Source organism: Paenarthrobacter sp. NPDC089714, from assembly GCF_044748905.1.
In the GTDB taxonomy this organism is placed as follows: Bacteria; Actinomycetota; Actinomycetes; order Actinomycetales; family Micrococcaceae; genus Arthrobacter.
Window position 1 is genome coordinate 72,109 of sequence record NZ_JBIVGX010000001.1, and the last position, 14,724, is coordinate 86,832.

Annotated in this window: 13 protein-coding genes; 9 read left to right on the forward strand and 4 right to left on the reverse strand. The window is 62.1% G+C overall.

Annotated features, from left to right (window positions below; translation table 11 throughout):
* Positions 1–67: 67 nt before the first annotated feature.
* Complete coding sequence (locus ACIPY3_RS00300; protein WP_400328638.1) at positions 68–634, reverse strand: YdcF family protein; 567 nt, start codon at positions 632–634, stop codon at positions 68–70.
* Positions 635–693: 59 nt separating this feature from the next.
* Positions 694–1,158 (reverse strand): Lrp/AsnC family transcriptional regulator, encoded by a 465-nt coding sequence (locus ACIPY3_RS00305; RefSeq protein WP_397325546.1) that lies wholly within the window; start codon positions 1,156–1,158, stop codon positions 694–696.
* Positions 1,159–1,329: 171 nt separating this feature from the next.
* Between ACIPY3_RS00305 and pdhA the strand changes: the two genes are divergently transcribed.
* The 5 genes from pdhA to ACIPY3_RS00330 all read left to right on the forward strand — a co-directional run bounded on the left by pdhA (position 1,330) and on the right by ACIPY3_RS00330 (position 8,212).
* Positions 1,330–2,523, forward strand: coding sequence for a pyruvate dehydrogenase (acetyl-transferring) E1 component subunit alpha (gene pdhA, locus ACIPY3_RS00310; protein WP_400328640.1), 1,194 nt, complete (start codon positions 1,330–1,332; stop codon positions 2,521–2,523).
* The gene (locus ACIPY3_RS00315; RefSeq protein WP_400328643.1) at positions 2,520–3,608 is read left to right on the forward strand and encodes an alpha-ketoacid dehydrogenase subunit beta; all 1,089 of its coding nucleotides are present in this window, start codon (positions 2,520–2,522) and stop codon (positions 3,606–3,608) included. The genes pdhA and ACIPY3_RS00315 overlap by 4 nt, the downstream gene beginning before the upstream one ends.
* Positions 3,609–3,610: 2 nt before the next feature.
* Positions 3,611–5,050 (forward strand): dihydrolipoamide acetyltransferase family protein, encoded by a 1,440-nt coding sequence (locus tag ACIPY3_RS00320; RefSeq protein ID WP_400328646.1) that lies wholly within the window; start codon positions 3,611–3,613, stop codon positions 5,048–5,050.
* A gap of 394 nt (positions 5,051–5,444) precedes the next feature.
* Positions 5,445–5,573, forward strand: a complete 129-nt coding sequence (locus ACIPY3_RS00325; RefSeq protein WP_400328649.1) for a hypothetical protein — start codon at positions 5,445–5,447, stop codon at positions 5,571–5,573.
* Between the two features lie 212 nt (positions 5,574–5,785).
* Entirely contained in the window at positions 5,786–8,212 is a 2,427-nt protein-coding gene (locus tag ACIPY3_RS00330; RefSeq protein ID WP_400328652.1) for a S8 family serine peptidase, read from the forward strand.
* 384 nt (positions 8,213–8,596) lie between these two features.
* On the opposite strand, the gene ACIPY3_RS00335 is transcribed toward ACIPY3_RS00330, so the two are convergent.
* A complete protein-coding gene (locus ACIPY3_RS00335) occupies positions 8,597–9,307 on the reverse strand; it encodes a hypothetical protein (protein WP_400328655.1) in 711 nt (236 codons plus the stop codon).
* Between the two features lie 143 nt (positions 9,308–9,450).
* Positions 9,451–10,278 carry a hypothetical protein gene (locus ACIPY3_RS00340; RefSeq protein ID WP_400328658.1) on the reverse strand — a complete coding sequence of 276 codons (828 nt, stop codon included), beginning with the start codon at positions 10,276–10,278 and terminating at the stop codon, positions 9,451–9,453.
* A gap of 34 nt (positions 10,279–10,312) precedes the next feature.
* On the opposite strand from ACIPY3_RS00340, the gene ACIPY3_RS00345 reads away from it, so the two are divergent.
* From ACIPY3_RS00345 to ACIPY3_RS00360, 4 genes are all read left to right on the forward strand, one after another.
* Positions 10,313–10,519, forward strand: coding sequence for a hypothetical protein (locus tag ACIPY3_RS00345; protein WP_400328661.1), 207 nt, complete (start codon positions 10,313–10,315; stop codon positions 10,517–10,519).
* Positions 10,520–10,698: 179 nt separating this feature from the next.
* Complete coding sequence (locus ACIPY3_RS00350) at positions 10,699–11,583, forward strand: MBL fold metallo-hydrolase (RefSeq protein ID WP_400328664.1); 885 nt, start codon at positions 10,699–10,701, stop codon at positions 11,581–11,583.
* A gap of 167 nt (positions 11,584–11,750) precedes the next feature.
* On the forward strand, positions 11,751–12,845 hold the full coding sequence (locus ACIPY3_RS00355; RefSeq protein ID WP_400328667.1) for a hypothetical protein: 1,095 nt from the start codon (positions 11,751–11,753) through the stop codon (positions 12,843–12,845).
* Positions 12,846–12,943: 98 nt separating this feature from the next.
* On the forward strand, positions 12,944–14,716 hold the full coding sequence (locus tag ACIPY3_RS00360) for a cell wall anchor protein (RefSeq protein ID WP_400328670.1): 1,773 nt from the start codon (positions 12,944–12,946) through the stop codon (positions 14,714–14,716).
* Positions 14,717–14,724: the final 8 nt, after the last annotated feature.

A 14,724-nucleotide genomic window follows, 5' to 3' on the forward strand; every position in this document is an offset into this window, starting at 1 on the left:
TGCCGAACTTCATGCGATTTTTGTCACGCTATGACGGCGATTGTCACAAGCTGGAGACCGCTTAGGGCTAGCACTCCGGCCGCATCCACACATCAATCAAACCGCCGGTTTCAACAGCGAAGCGATCCAGCCACGCGCCTGCAGAGAGCTCCGGCTCGGACCCCACCATTTGCACCTCAACTGACGTGCATTGCCGCATCAAAGTGCCCGCCCGCATCAGGTGGTAGTCCGACGTGACCACGGTGACGGACTCCCAACCATGTTTGGCGGCCAGGGAGGCAACCGCATCGGCTTCTCCACGAGTGTTCAGAGGCTCGGGCCGGAAACAGATCAAATCCGCATCGTCGCCGGCACTTTCGCTGCACAGGGCGTCACCCTCAACGTTGCCGGACAACCCTGTCGTAGAAACAACCAGAACCGGGATGTCGAGTAATTTCTGTAGGTCCTGCGCGACCGGAAGGCGTTCGCGGCTCATTCCCCCGAGCACCACAATCGCGTCGGTGTGGTGCGGCGTGGCCTGGGGAGGAAGCGCGAAGAACTGGATCGCCAGGAGAAGCCACACGGCAAGTGCCGCCACACACGCGATGAGCGACCGCAAAGCGACGCGCGTCATGAAGGCGGTTTTGGTGGGCACGGGGACAGTTTATGGTCCTAGTCTGGACGTTCCGGACAAGGTCCCTGCACCAAAGCCGACTACCTCGTATCAACATCCTCAAAAACCAAGAATGTCTGGGTATCCAGCACGCCTTCCATGGACTGAAGCTGGTCGAAGATCACACGGCGGAGGTGGATGTTGTCAGTAGCCCGCACCAACAAAATGACGTCGAAGTCCCCGCCCACCAAGGCGATGTGGTGCACCTCGGGGATGGATCGCAGTTGTTCCTTCAATTCCCGCCATGAGTGCTGCTGAACCTTCAGGGTCACGTAGGCCGAGGAGCGGAGGCCGGCCTTGATCGGATCCACCAAGGCCGTGAATTTGGTGAGCACCCCTTCGCCGGTCAGGCGAGCCAAGCGGGAATAGGCGTGGGCACGGCTGATGTGCACGTTCTCCGCCACTTGGGTGATGGACATTCGGCCGTCGGTGGTGAGTTCGCGGATGATGTCACGGTCAACACTGTCCAGGGGGACTGCGGTCTGCTCGGCCTCGGTCTCGCTCACAGAAGGCTCCAATTCGTCTACAGCGCCGGTAGTTACCCAGCTCACATTGGCAATTCGTCTCTCAGAATAGCCCTCTGTAACAAGCTCTTCCATGATTTCCGGCAATGCTGGATACGAAACATCAACCCGGACGATACTGGAAGCACATAGTGGCTAGAGAAGGACGGACCAATGACGATCCATGCAGACCACTCTGCGCCGGAAACGGCAGCGGAGGACCAGGCTGCTGACGTTCGGAGAAAATTCGGCATCAGCGTGGAGGACTACATGCTGCCCGCCCGTCACCAGATCCAGATGGTGAACCCGGACGGCACCCTCCGCTCGAAGGAGATGCAAGGCACCGAACCGGGCCATGAATACCCGACGCCAGGTGACGCGGAACTTCTGAAAGCCTACGAGCGACTCGTCATCGGGCGGCGCGTCAATGACCAGAACTCCGCGTTGGTCCGGCAGGGCCGCATGGCCGTCTATCCGTCAAGCCACGGCCAGGAAGCGTGCCAGGTCGCGGCGGCCATGTGCCTTAGTGAAGGGGACTGGCTTTTCCCGACGTATCGAGACGCCGTAGCTGTTATGACCAGGGGCGTTGACCCTGTTGAGGTAATGACCATCTTCCGCGGGGACTGGCATGGCGGCTATGACCCCAAGGAGCACAATGTAGGCATCCAGTGCACACCGTTGACTACACAGTTGTTGCACGCTGTCGGCGTTGCCCACGCTGCGAAGCTCCGCGGCGAAGACACGGTGGTCATGGCCATGTGCGGTGACGGTGCCACCAGCGAAGGTGACTTTCACGAGGCCCTCAACTTCGCAGCTGTCTTCCACCTGCCTGTCATCTTTTTTGTGCAGAACAACAAGTACGCAATCTCCGTACCGCTCAGCCACCAGTCGGTGGCGCCATCCCTCGCGCACAAGGCTGTTGGCTATGGAATGGCAGGGGAGCGCGTTGATGGCAACGATCTTGTAGCCCTGCTCGCTGTCATGGACCGTGCCGTCAAACTTGCCCGGGAAGGTTCGGGTCCCCTGCTGATCGAGGCTCATACCTACCGGATGCAGGCCCACACCAACGCCGACGACGCCACCAGATACCGCCCGGACAGCGAAGTCGCCGAATGGCAGGCGAAGGATCCGCTGACCCGCATGAAGGCGTATCTCACGGACAAGGGCCTCTTGAGCGAAGAATCCAACGCGAAGATCGCCGACCACGCTGAAGCCGTTGCCACCCAGCTCAGGGAAGGGCTTGGCGAGGACGTTCCTGTGGAACCGCAGAACCTGTTCAAGTACGTCTTCGCCAAGCAGACCCCGCAGTTGAAAGAGCAGTCCGAATTGCTTGCCGGCGAACTCGCACGTGAGGAAGGCGCAAAATGACCGTCACCACTTCCGTTAACGGCAACGTCAGCGCCGCCACGGCCAGTGCTGCTGCTTCGGCCGCAGCAACCGCTGAAGCCACGGGGCCCCAGTCCATCACCATGGCCAAGGCACTGAACACGGCAATGTCAGATGCCATGCGGGCAGATGACTCGGTGCTGGTCTTCGGCGAAGACGTCGGCATGCTCGGCGGCGTCTTCCGCATCACTGACGGACTCATGGCCGAGTTCGGCGAACAGCGCTGCTTTGATACTCCACTCGCCGAGTCCGGCATCGTGGGAATGGCCGTTGGCATGGCCATCAACGGAATGCGTCCGGTAATCGAGATGCAGTTTGACGCCTTCGCCTACCCGGCCTTCGAGCAGATCGTCAGCCACGTGGCCAAGATGCACAATCGCACCAAGGGCAAGCTCAAAATGCCCATGGTTATCCGTGTTCCCTACGCCGGCGGAATTGGGGGAGTGGAGCACCATTGCGATTCCTCTGAGTCGTACTATGCCCACACCGCCGGCCTGAAGGTCTATACCCCCGCGACAGTTGCCGATGGCTACCGCATGCTCCGGGAGGCCATCGACTCCGATGACCCGGTCATGTTCATGGAACCCAAGAAGCTTTACTGGTCGAAGGACCAGGTGGACCTGGCCGCGTTGCGCGCAGAGCACACCGCCGGCACCTCCACTGAGGGCCGCGCCGCCGTCGCGCGTCCCGGGACGGATGCGACGCTCATCGCCTACGGCCCGTCCGTGCCTACCGCGCTCGCAGCCGCAGCGGCTGCCGCCGAAGAAGGCCGTTCCCTCGAGGTCATCGACGTCCGCACCATCGTCCCCTTCGACGACGAAACCGTCTGCGCGTCAGTGCGCAAGACGGGACGCGCCGTCGTGATTGCCGAAGCGCATGGCTTTGCGTCTGTGTCCTCCGAAATCGTTGCCCGGGTCCAAGAGCGTGCCTTCCATTACCTGGCAGCTCCGATCCGCCGGGTCACAGGCTTCGACGTACCGTTCCCGTCTCCAAAGTTGGAGCACTACTACTTGCCCAGCGTCGACCGTATCCTCGACGCCGTCGACGACCTTCAGTGGGAGGACTGACCATGAGTTCAGATATGCAGGTATTCCTTCTGCCGGACCTGGGGGAAGGCCTCACCGAGGCCGAACTCGTGAACTGGCTCGTCGCCGTCGGCGATGAAATCAAAGTCGATCAACCTATCGCCGAAGTTGAGACGGCCAAGTCCATGGTGGAGGTGCCATCGCCTTATGCGGGCACGGTCGCAGAACTGCACGGCCAGGCTGGTGAAACGCTCGACGTCGGCAAGCCGCTGATCTCGATCGCTCGCGTGGGTGCCGCTCCGGTTGCGCCCGAGGCTCCTGCCGCTGTCGAAGACGCAGTGTCGACTGGTGTGGCGGCTTCGCCCGAGGTCTCGGCGGCCGCCGAAACCTACCGGACAGAGGAGAAGGCTGGCTCCGGCAACGTCCTCATCGGCTACGGGACCCCTGGCGGAGCGACCGCTGGCCGGACGCGACCGCGGAAGGGGAGTGTCGCCGTCGTCGACTCAGTTGTTCAGGAGGCTCCGCTGGAACCCGCTTTGGCCGGCACGAGGATCCCCGGAAAGCTCAGCGCCGTCATCTCGCCGCTCGTGCGGAAGATGGCCCGGGATCATGGCGTCTCCTTGGACTCCATTGAGGGTTCGGGGACCAGCGGCCTGATCATGCGCAAGGACGTGGAAGCGGCTATTGCCACGCCCGAGGCTCCTGCCGCGCCCGCGCCGACCCGAGCGCCGGAGGCCCAGCCCGCTGTGGAGGGCGATGTCGATTCCCGGACCGGGCTGGCTGTATCACTGCGCACGCCGGTGCGTGGCGTCCGCAAAGCAGTCGCTGCGAACATGGCCAAGAGCCGGTCGGAGATCCCGGAAGCCACTGTATGGGTGGATGTTGACGCAACAGCTTTGCTGGAAATGCGGGCCGAACTGAAAAAGCGCGCGCCACACGATACTCCCGGGCTCCTGGCCTTCATTGCCCGTTTTATCACTGCTGGGTTAAAAAAATATCCGGCACTCAATACGCGCTTCGAAACGGTGGCCGACGGTTCGCAGGAGATCGTGGGCTTCGACGGAATCAACCTCGGCTTTGCCGCGCAAACAGACCGTGGTCTGGTGGTTCCGTCGGTACGCAATGCCCATCAGCTGAGCGCCCGCGAACTCGACGCAGAAATTCGGCGGCTGACCTCAGTCGCGCGCGATGGCAAGGCGACCCCCGCCGAACTGGGATCGGGCACCTTCACACTGAATAACTACGGCGTGTTCGGCGTGGACGGCTCAGCGGCGATTATCAACTACCCAGAGGTGGCGATGCTGGGTGTGGGCCGCATCATCGATAAGCCCTGGGTGGTGAACGGTGAGCTGGCCGTGCGCAAGGTCACCGAGCTGACGTTGGCCTTCGACCACCGGGTTTGCGACGGTGAAACGGCAGCTGGATTCCTACGGTATGTGGCGGACTGCATTGAGAATCCGGGTGGCGCGCTCGCGGATATGTAACTGGCCCGCACCGGCTGCTGAACGTGCATCCTCAAGCAGCCGTATTCGCGGGCAAGGCCCCTGATTATCCGTGGATAGTCAGGGGCTCTTCTGTTCCTAGGACAATCTGTGCAATGGCGTAGGACAATTTATTGCACACGCCGGAAGCCTGGTCTGCCTACGTTCAGGGGCTGAAGCGCCAACAGAAGATAGCCACGGTAATACCGGGCTTGCGGCCATTGCAGTGCGCAAGTTGCCCCCACGACTCCCATTGGAGGGGCGGAATTCGGAGCGTGATTTGGCCAGTCTGTGAAGGCAACGATTGGCATGCGGAACCCAGGATCCACTCGAACGCCGAACGATGTGAGATTTCATTGGACCAAATCCGCTCTGAAGAGAACAGAGGAATCACCGCATGACAACGCAAGCCCAGCCAAATGCTCCGGAGCGTAAAGAGGTCGAGAAGGAGGCTATTCGGCTTATCGGTGAGGCGGATGCCGACGAGCTCAACGTGAATGCGTACGAGTTCCCCGCGGGGAATTGAGGATCGCCCGGCAGTTGATAGCCCCGGCCTTCATCCCACGGGTGCTGACCGGGACTCAGATGTTTGGTCCACCGACTCGTCATAAACAGTTGACGCTTGTAACGCAAGTCAAGTCTCGGTTTAGAATCTCGTGGGGGTCAGCTGGTGGTCTCCAGTTGCCCGCGATCGACCCCGCCATGGTTCGTTCGCGCTTTCCCGGGGGATACCGAATCATGGTCAAGAAATATGCGCAGCAATCGTTACGGTTCGTGGGCATCGCCACAGCCGCTGTACTCATCGGTGGTGGGCTTGCCGTCCAGCCAGCCCTGGCCGATGACGGGAACATACTTCCCAGTGCGCCACAAGCTCTGCTTCCGACGCCCGAATCCGGCACTGACCAGTTCATCGTCGGTCTCAAGGACAATCAGGTCCAGGCCGCCCAGGCGGTGGTGGAAGACGCAGCCGACAAAGCAGCCTCAAAGCTTGGGTTCGCGGCAAAGACTATCCGCGACACGGCTACAGGCGGGCATGTGGTCAAGCTCGACGAGGCGCTTTCTGCAGCCGATGCCGAGAAGTTCGCGCAATCATTGCGCCTGGACGCGAACATCGCCTACGTCGAGCCTGACGCTGTGATGCACATCGCCGTCACTCCGAATGACACCTATTTCAACGAGCAGTGGGATTTGTGGGAGAGCCAGGCTGGCATGCGTATGCCTTTTGCCTGGGACTACACCCACGGTGAGGGCGTGGTAGTGGCGGTTGTGGACACCGGCATTACACGGCACCCTGACCTGGACGCCAATGTCCTCCCCGGCTACGACATGATCTCTACTGCAGTGGATGGCCGCGATGGCGACGGCCGGGATCCCGATCCGACCGACATGGGGGACTGGGCACCTGCTGGTGAATGCGCCGTGGGAAGTCCCGCTGAAAATTCGTCTTGGCACGGCACCCACGTGGCTGGCACCATCGCCGCGGTCGGTAACAACGCTCGCGGCGTCAGCGGCGTCGCCCCTGGAGCGAAGATCCTCCCCGTCAGGGCTATGACCTTCTGCGGTGGCTACACGTCCGACATTGCCGATTCAATCATCTGGGCTGCCGGCGGCGTGGTGAGCGGAGTTCCGGTCAACCCTAACCCCGCCAAGGTCATCAACCTGAGCCTCGGCGGAGTCAAGGCCTGCTCCGCCACGTACCAGAACGCTATCAACTTCGCCCACAATGCTGGCGCTGCGGTGGTGGTGGCCGCTGGAAACTCCAACGAACCTGCAGCCAATGTCAGCCCGGCAAACTGCCAGAACGTCATTACGGTTGCCGCCAGCAACCAGGCAGGCGCCCGCGCCTATTACTCCAATTACGGCAGCACCGTGGATGTCACAGCCCCCGGTGGCGACATGAGAACTGATCCGATTAACGGTGTGCTGTCCACTTTCAACACGGGAACCACCGCTCCGGCTGAGCCCGCGTATGCGTTCGCGCAGGGAACATCCATGGCCGCTCCGCACGTTTCCGGGTTGGCGGCCCTCTTGTTCGCCGCTGAAGGAAGTTCGCTGAGTCCCGATACGTTGGAGCAGCAATTGAAGGACACCTCCAGGCAGCTTCCGGGAGGATGCGCGGCAGGATGCGGTGCCGGATTGGTCGATGCCACGGCAGCGCTGATCGCCTATGGAGGCAACCTGCCTGTGGCACCGTCCCCTGTGGTCTTCCGTGATTTTGATGGGACCTCAAAGGACACGTTCCAGGTGCCGGCTGTGAAGGGTGTTGAGTACTTGGTTGGCGGCGTTGTAGTTGACGCCGGAACATACCCGGCTACCGGAACGGTGACGGTTACGGCCCGGGCCGGCAAGGACTACGTCTTGGCCGCGGGGGCAACCACCAAATGGAGCTACACGTTCAAGTCCACCCGGATCAAGATCACGGACTTCAACGGGGACGGTAAGTCCGACCTCCTGGCGCGTGACACCAACGGCGTGCTTTGGCTGTACCCCGGCAATGGTTCAGGTGGGTGGCTTGCCGCCAAGCAGGTCGGTTCTGGCTGGAACGTGATGACGGCCATCGAATCCGTTGGCGACTTCAATGGGGACGGCAAAGCCGACGTCATTGCCCGCGACAGCAAGGGCGTGCTCTGGTTGTACCCGGGTAATGGGACGGGTGGCTGGCTTGCAGCCAAGCAGATCGGTTCGGGCTGGAATGTCATGACCGCGATCGAGACTCCGGGTGATTTCAATGGGGACGGCAAAGCCGACGTCATAGCCCGTGATGGCAACGGCGTCTTGTGGCTGTACCCGGGGAACGGAACCGGTGGTTGGCTCGCGGCCAAGCAAATCGGGTCCGGCTGGAACGTCATGACGGCCATTGACGGAACTGGTGACTTCGACGGTGACGGCAAAGCCGATGTTCTGGCACGGAACTCGTCTGGAGGGCTGATGCTGTATCCGGGCAACGGACAAGGCGGCTGGCTGGCAGCGAAGCAGATCGGTTGGGGCTGGGGCGGCATGACTGCGATCGAGGGTCCAGGTGACTTTGACGGTGATGGTCCAGTGGACATCCTTGCCCGCAACGGGGCCGGAGGCCTGGTCTTGTACCCAGGCAATGGTTCTGGAGGATTCCTCCCCGCCCGGCAAGTGGGGTCCGGCTGGAACGTCATGAGCATCATCTTGTAACCGAGTTCACAGGGCCCGGTTAGCGATTACCGCTAATCACGCTTTGTCCGGACACATCCATGAAGAGGCCACGATCGAGAGATCGTGGCCTCTTCATTTGATCTACGTCACTCTTCTGGATTTTTGCGCCACGATCCTTTGCCTATACAGACGATTTCCTTGGTCAAGCTGCCCACAAGGGCGGTCCTCCGCACGGCGTAGCCCTTCAGGAGGACTCCCGTTGAGCCTTGTCCGGTTGGCGTACCAAGTAATCGACTGAAGGAAATCATGCTTAGAAGAATCGCCGCGGCCTTGGCTGCGACCACCATGCTTGCCGCGGGGGTGTTTGCGACCCAGTTGGCAGTTCCGACACCCGCCGCTGCGGCTTCGCCGCCGGTGGCCGCGTCAGTTTTCGATGCACCTGTGTGCCCCGGGCAGACCGAACACACATCCAACCCGAATACCACTATGTCTGGTACAAACTTGGACAGTTACAACCAAGGCTTGGTTGTTGAACTCTACGACATATACGGAGATGCACCCGGCGAAGGCTACGATCTTCCCCCGTTCTGCGGTGTTCGCTATGCCACCGAGGCCGAGGGAGGTCCAGCGGGTGGTGGGGCGGTCAGCGCTTGGATGTTCTGCACCGATCACGAACTGTATTCGTGCTTCGGCATGGGTGCCCTGAGCGAAAGCCCTGACAAGAACGCCAACATGACCGACTTTCAGCGTCGCGTCTTCGCTTACGTTGTGCAAAACGGATATCAGTACAACGACGGAAGCACCAACGCCTTCGTTACGGCGGAAATGAACACCGATCAGCGGTGGCATCTCCAGGAACTCGCATGGTGCATCAAGGACTACGACACTTTGTACCCGGACGAGCAGCAGGCCTGCAAGAACGGCGGACTTAGCCCGGATCTGATCGACACGTCCTTTGATTTCCTGAAGCAGGCCTATGTTCCGACCATGAGCATCACCCCGGCTTCCCAGTCGCAGGCCGCCGGACAGCAGGCTCAGCTCAAGCTGACCACGAACGTGGTGGGCACGGCCATCGACCTCAACGTCACAAATGGCAGTGTTGACCTGTGCGCCGGTGAGCTGGACGCGACACATCAGAACGGCCTGCTCACTGTCAACAGCCCCGCAACACCGGGGAGCACTGTCGACGTTGACCTCTGCAGCACACGTGCTGATGCCGGTACGGTCAGCGTTTCGGCATCCGTCGTTCCGGCCACGGAAGACAGCCTGAACTGGTATCACAATGGCGAAGCGCTCTGCCAGGTTTTCGCGGTATTCACGCCCACCGAATCCCGCACCCTCACGGCATCGGCCGAGATTGAGTACAGCGCCCCCGTAACGCCGACTCCTTCGGAAACGCCGAGCCCGTCGGAGACGCCGACCCCGTCGGAGACCCCGACCCCGTCGGAAACTCCGTCGGAGACGCCGAGCCCTTCGGAGACCCCGAGCCCGTCGGAGACGCCGAGCCCGTCGGAGACCCCGACTCCTTCGGAGACGCCGACCCCGTCGGAGACCCCGAGCCCGTCGGAAACTCCGTCGGAGACGCCGAGCCCGTCGGAGACCCCGAGCCCGTCGGAAACTCCGTCGGAGACGCCGAGCCCGTCGGAGACGCCGAGCCCGTCGGAAAGTCCGTCGGAGACGCCGAGCCCGTCGGAAAGTCCGTCGGAGACGCCGAGCCCGTCGGAAAGTCCGTCGGAGACGCCGAGCCCGTCGGAAACTCCGTCGGAGACGCCGAGCCCGTCGGAAAGTCCGTCGGAGACGCCGAGCCCGTCGGAGACGCCGACCCCGTCGGAGACCCCGACCCCGTCGGAGACCCCGAGCCCGTCGGAAACCCCGAGCCCGTCGGAAACTCCGTCGGAGACGCCGAGCCCGTCGGAGACGCCGACCCCGTCGGAAACCCCGAGCCCGTCGGAGACCCCGACCCCTTCAGATTCGCCCGAACCGTCGAAGACGCCCGTCCCAGACACTCCTGTCGTCGTGCTGCCCCCAACAGGCGGTCCGGCAAGCGGTGATCCCGCCGGTGATGAGCCTTCGCCAAGTGCTCCGGTTTCGGATGCACCCACCACGACTGCGACTGTAACTAGTGCACCCACTACAGGTGTGCCAACGGCCGCTGTCCCGTCCGCGGATGCACCAGCAACCGGCACACCAAACGCAGGCGCTCCCGAAACGGATGCTCCCGGCGGTGATCTCGCCAACACGGGATCGCATTTGGCTCCGTATGCGGCAGCTGCGGCGTCGCTCCTGATATTCGGCATCGTGCTGATGATGATCACGCGCAGGAGGGCAGCCTCCAAGCACAGCTAATCAGTTACCGCTGGATCAGTGCAGCCTGAACGTGTGGCCCGGAATCTACAACTTCCGGGCCACACGTTTCTGTACACACCAGCAGCAGCGCCACACCATCCGTTCCGCTGCCTCCCAGCTTTCCGTGGGTAGAATCGAGGCCTGAACATCGCCGGATTGCACTGGATACGGAGAACTCATTGTCAGCATGGCTAGAACTTGGTCCGGACCACTACGTCCTTGAAACCGAGGGTTCCTTACTCAACACCGGACTTGTAGTGGGCACTGAGCTCGCCATGGTTATCGACACTGGGTGCGGTCCGCGCCAAGGCCGCGAGATCCTCGCTGCCGTCCGCGAGAAAACCCAGCTTCCGCTGGTGGTGGTGAACACCCACGCTCACTACGACCACTTCTTCGGAAACGCTGTTTTTGCGGACGACGGCGTGACGGAGTTTTGGGCGCACGCCAACTGCGCAGAAACCATCGAGAAAGACGGTGACCTGCAGCGTCGCTTCGTTACCACCAACGAACCAGAGATGGCAGCGGGGGAAGGCGACGCCGTCGAAATCGTAGTCCCAAATGCCATTGTGCGCGATCAGCCCGTTCTCGTGGACCTGGGCGGCGTCACCGCCACCTTGTTCTACTTGGGCCGTGCGCACACGGACGGTGACCTTCTTGTGGGTACCAACTCCACGCTGTTCGTTGGTGACCTGGTTGAACAGGGTGCACACCCTTCCTTCGAGGATTCGTACCCCGAAGAGTGGGCGGACGTTCTCCGCCACATCTCAGCGCTGCGCCACCGGTACGAGCACCTTGTTCCCGGCCATGGCAAACCTGCAAGCGACGAATTCGTCAAAACCATGGCGAACACCATGACCACAGCCGTCCGGCAGGCCACGCAGTCCATCCGCGATATGCCGGCGGACGCCACGAAGGCCATTCCCGTGCTGCCTTATGGGCCGGAGCAGTCGCGCTGGTTCATCAAGCGGCTACAGGAGACGCAGGCGCAGCAGGGAAAGACTGCGGGCGCGTCCCTGGGTGTGCCGGACTTTGGACCCGAGAAGACTGGCTTCTACCCCTCATAAAACAAAGGGTCCTTATAGAAAGTTCATCTCGACCCCTCCAAACCATGGACTATTGCGTCAGGCCAGTCCTAGGATGAAAGCGACCATCGGTTTGCGACTACCTGGGGGGTGTCGAGATGAAGGCCACACGGGTGTTTCCGCGCGCTACTCGGATTCTCCGCTCCGTCATGATCGCAGGGGCCGGCACCGCAGTTTGGATGGCGCTCTCGGCGGCCGCCGCCACTGCAGATTCCGGCAACCAGGACAACCACTCGTTGCTTGGTGGAATAACAAGTTCCGTTTCGTCGACTACCGGATCGCTGACGGCCCAGACCAGCAAGACCCTTGGTGCTGCATCTGAGGCGGTTGAGGAAACCCGAGCCACCGTTACGAAGGTCGTGGCGCCGAAGGCTCCCGCCGCCACTGTTCAGATTCCTTTGCCGGAGGTGCCGCTTCCTGCGCCAGTCAAAGCGATCGTGCCCGCACCGATCGTCAGGGTGGATGTTCCGACGGTTACACTGGTTATCCAGCAAGTTGCGGCCTCCACTGACAAGGTGGTTTCCACAGTCCCAGTCGTTCCAAGCGGCACCGTGGGCAAAGTTGTGGACGCTGTCGCGACGCCCGTTGCCGAAACTGTAGACCACACAGTCGAGACGGTAGTCCCACCGGTGAACGAAGCTATCAAGCCCGTCGCCTTGGAACCTGTCACAGACATCACCAAGCCGATCGTGCAGCCAATCGTCGATATCGTCGACCCCCTCCTTCCTCCGGTGAACGGAGCGGTGCCTCCCGTAGCAGGGCCCGGCCTGGCAGTGCCATCACTGCCAGGGGGAGGAAGCCCCGTAGTCCCGACAAAACCGGACACCGGCACCCTGCCGCCATCCGCCGTCGTGAGCTTGCCTGAAGCCGCCACTCCTGCTGCGTCGGTGGAGAAGGCAAAAGAATCCAGGACTGCTGCGGAGGTTACTTCCGCGTTTCTGCCTTCCAGGCTTTTGCAACTGAACGCGGCTCAACCAGGCCGCACCGTGGGCACCGGTGCGGGTACCACCACCAACACGGATGACGAGATTCCCCTCGAACTTCCGGGTGACCCAGAGGGCGCCCCGCTGAATTCGACCGGAAGCGGATCCGGAAGCTCACAGAACGGTCCTCCTAGCCCCGCGGCTGCCTACTTGGGCGGCGAAGTAGACATTCCTTCAGGCTCCATCTCTGGCCTCGCATCGGTCAGCACTGAACAACATCCAAAGCCGGTTTCATTCGATCCCGGCTCATCTCCTGATTAATTTCCCAACCTCGCCGCAACACCATCTGCGGCAGACGGTCATTGGACGCTCCGTACCCCGGACGTCACTGGGAACAAGACCTTCAGGAGAAGATCATCATGAATTCGACAGTACGCAAGTGCCTTCTCGGCACATGCTTTGCCGGTGGGCTGCTCGCCCTCGGCGCGACGGCGGCCAATGCCGCAGACACCACCAGCGGTAAGGACGGACTGTTGTCCGGGACGCAAGTGGTGGCACCAGTAACAGCACCAGTCACCCTCGGCTCCACATCGCTGGGCGTCTTGGGAGACTCTGCCGCAAGTTCAACGGCGCCCGCGGCCACCCCGGCCGCAGCTCGGCCGACTACCTCCGGTACCAGCGGCTCAAACGCCGTCGGGTCCGGAACGCAAGTAGTCGCACCGGTTTCGGCGCCGATAAACCTGGGCTCGTCCTCAGTGGGTCTGCTGGGGGGCTCCACTGCGACGGGCCCAGCCAATTCTGCCGCACCGGCTGCACCTTCACCGGCAGCTCCTGCGGCAAATACCAGTGGGTCGGGCGGAGCAGCGTCCGGTACCCAAGTAGTTGCACCGGTGACAGTCCCCGTGACTGTCGGTTCCACATCGGCGGGTCTGTTGGGGGACTCATCGGCGTCATCCGCACCAGCTGCAATGACGACTGCGCCGGCCCAACAGCCCGCGCAGGCAACAACGTCGGGGGGAGACAGTATCGCATCCGGCGCTCAGGTAGTGGCTCCGATTTCGGTCCCTGTTAACATCGGAGCCACTGCCGCGGGAATTGGGGGAGATTCGACCTCCACTTCCGCGGCTCCCGCTGCCACCGGTTCGGGTGCTGCGGCTCCGGCTGCTGGTACTTCGGGATCGGATGGTGTTGCGTCCGGTACCCAGGTTGTTGCTCCGATTACGGCCCCGGTGAATGTTGGTGCCGTGTCCGGCGGTGTGCTTGGTGATTCGGCGGCGGCGACGGGTGGGTCTTCCGCTGGTGGTCCCGTTGCTGGTCCGCCGGCCGGTGCCAGCACGAGTGGTTCTGACGGTGTCGCGTCGGGAACCCAGGTTGTTGCTCCGATTACGGCTCCGGTGAATGTGGGTGCCGTGTCCGGCGGTGTGCTTGGTGATTCGGCGGCGACGGGCTCGACAGCGGGCACTGCTCCTGGCGGTTCGGGTGCTGCGGCTCCGGTTGCTGGTACTTCGGGTTCGGATGGTGTTGCGTCTGGTACCCAGGTTGTTGCTCCGATTACGGCTCCGGTGAATGTAGGTGCTGTTTCGGCCGGTGTGTTCGGTGATTCCGTCGCCACGACTCCCGGTACTTCCACGGGCACCGGTCCTACAGGCACACCCACTGGCGGAGCGACGTCCGGCGAGGGAGGAGTTCTCTCCGGAACTCAATTGATCATTCCTATTGCAGCTCCGGTCACGATCGGTTCGACTTCCGTCGGCATCGGCGGAGGTTCCGTGGGCACGGTTACCCCTCCGGTTGTGAACCCGCCGGTGGTGAATCCTCCGGTTGTGAACCCGCCGGTGGTGAATCCTCCGGTGGTGAATCCTCCGGTTGTGAACCCTCCTGTAGTGAACCCGCCGGTTGTGAACCCTCCTGTAGTGAACCCGCCGGTGGTAAGCCCTCCCATGACCGGTGGACCAAGCACAGGCGGAGCGACTGCCGGATTCAGTGCTAACCAGTCCGGCGGCGTCGAAGTTGCCATGAGCGGCACCCAGAGCGCGATGGCAGCGGGAGCTGCTGCCACGGTCAACAGCTCAGCAGCCCTGGCAAGTACGGGACTGAATCAGAGCTTCCTGCTCTGGGCAGTCGGACTGGTCCTCCTGGGTCTGGTCCTTGCGGCCAGCAGTCGACGCAAGGCAGTTGCAACCCGCAGCTAGAAACGAGG

Coding starts and splice junctions, on each gene's coding strand:
- pdhA (WP_400328640.1), top strand. CDS start 1,330: ATGACGATCCATGCAGACCACTCTGCGCCGGAAACGGCAGCGGAGGAC.
- ACIPY3_RS00315 (WP_400328643.1), top strand. CDS start 2,520: ATGACCGTCACCACTTCCGTTAACGGCAACGTCAGCGCCGCCACGGCC.
- ACIPY3_RS00320 (WP_400328646.1), top strand. CDS start 3,611: ATGAGTTCAGATATGCAGGTATTCCTTCTGCCGGACCTGGGGGAAGGC.
- ACIPY3_RS00325 (WP_400328649.1), top strand. CDS start 5,445: ATGACAACGCAAGCCCAGCCAAATGCTCCGGAGCGTAAAGAGGTCGAG.
- ACIPY3_RS00330 (WP_400328652.1), top strand. CDS start 5,786: ATGGTCAAGAAATATGCGCAGCAATCGTTACGGTTCGTGGGCATCGCC.
- ACIPY3_RS00335 (WP_400328655.1), bottom strand. CDS start 9,307: ATGTGTCGCGTCCAGCTCACCGGCGCACAGGTCAACACTGCCATTTGT.
- ACIPY3_RS00355 (WP_400328667.1), top strand. CDS start 11,751: ATGATCGCAGGGGCCGGCACCGCAGTTTGGATGGCGCTCTCGGCGGCC.
- ACIPY3_RS00360 (WP_400328670.1), top strand. CDS start 12,944: ATGAATTCGACAGTACGCAAGTGCCTTCTCGGCACATGCTTTGCCGGT.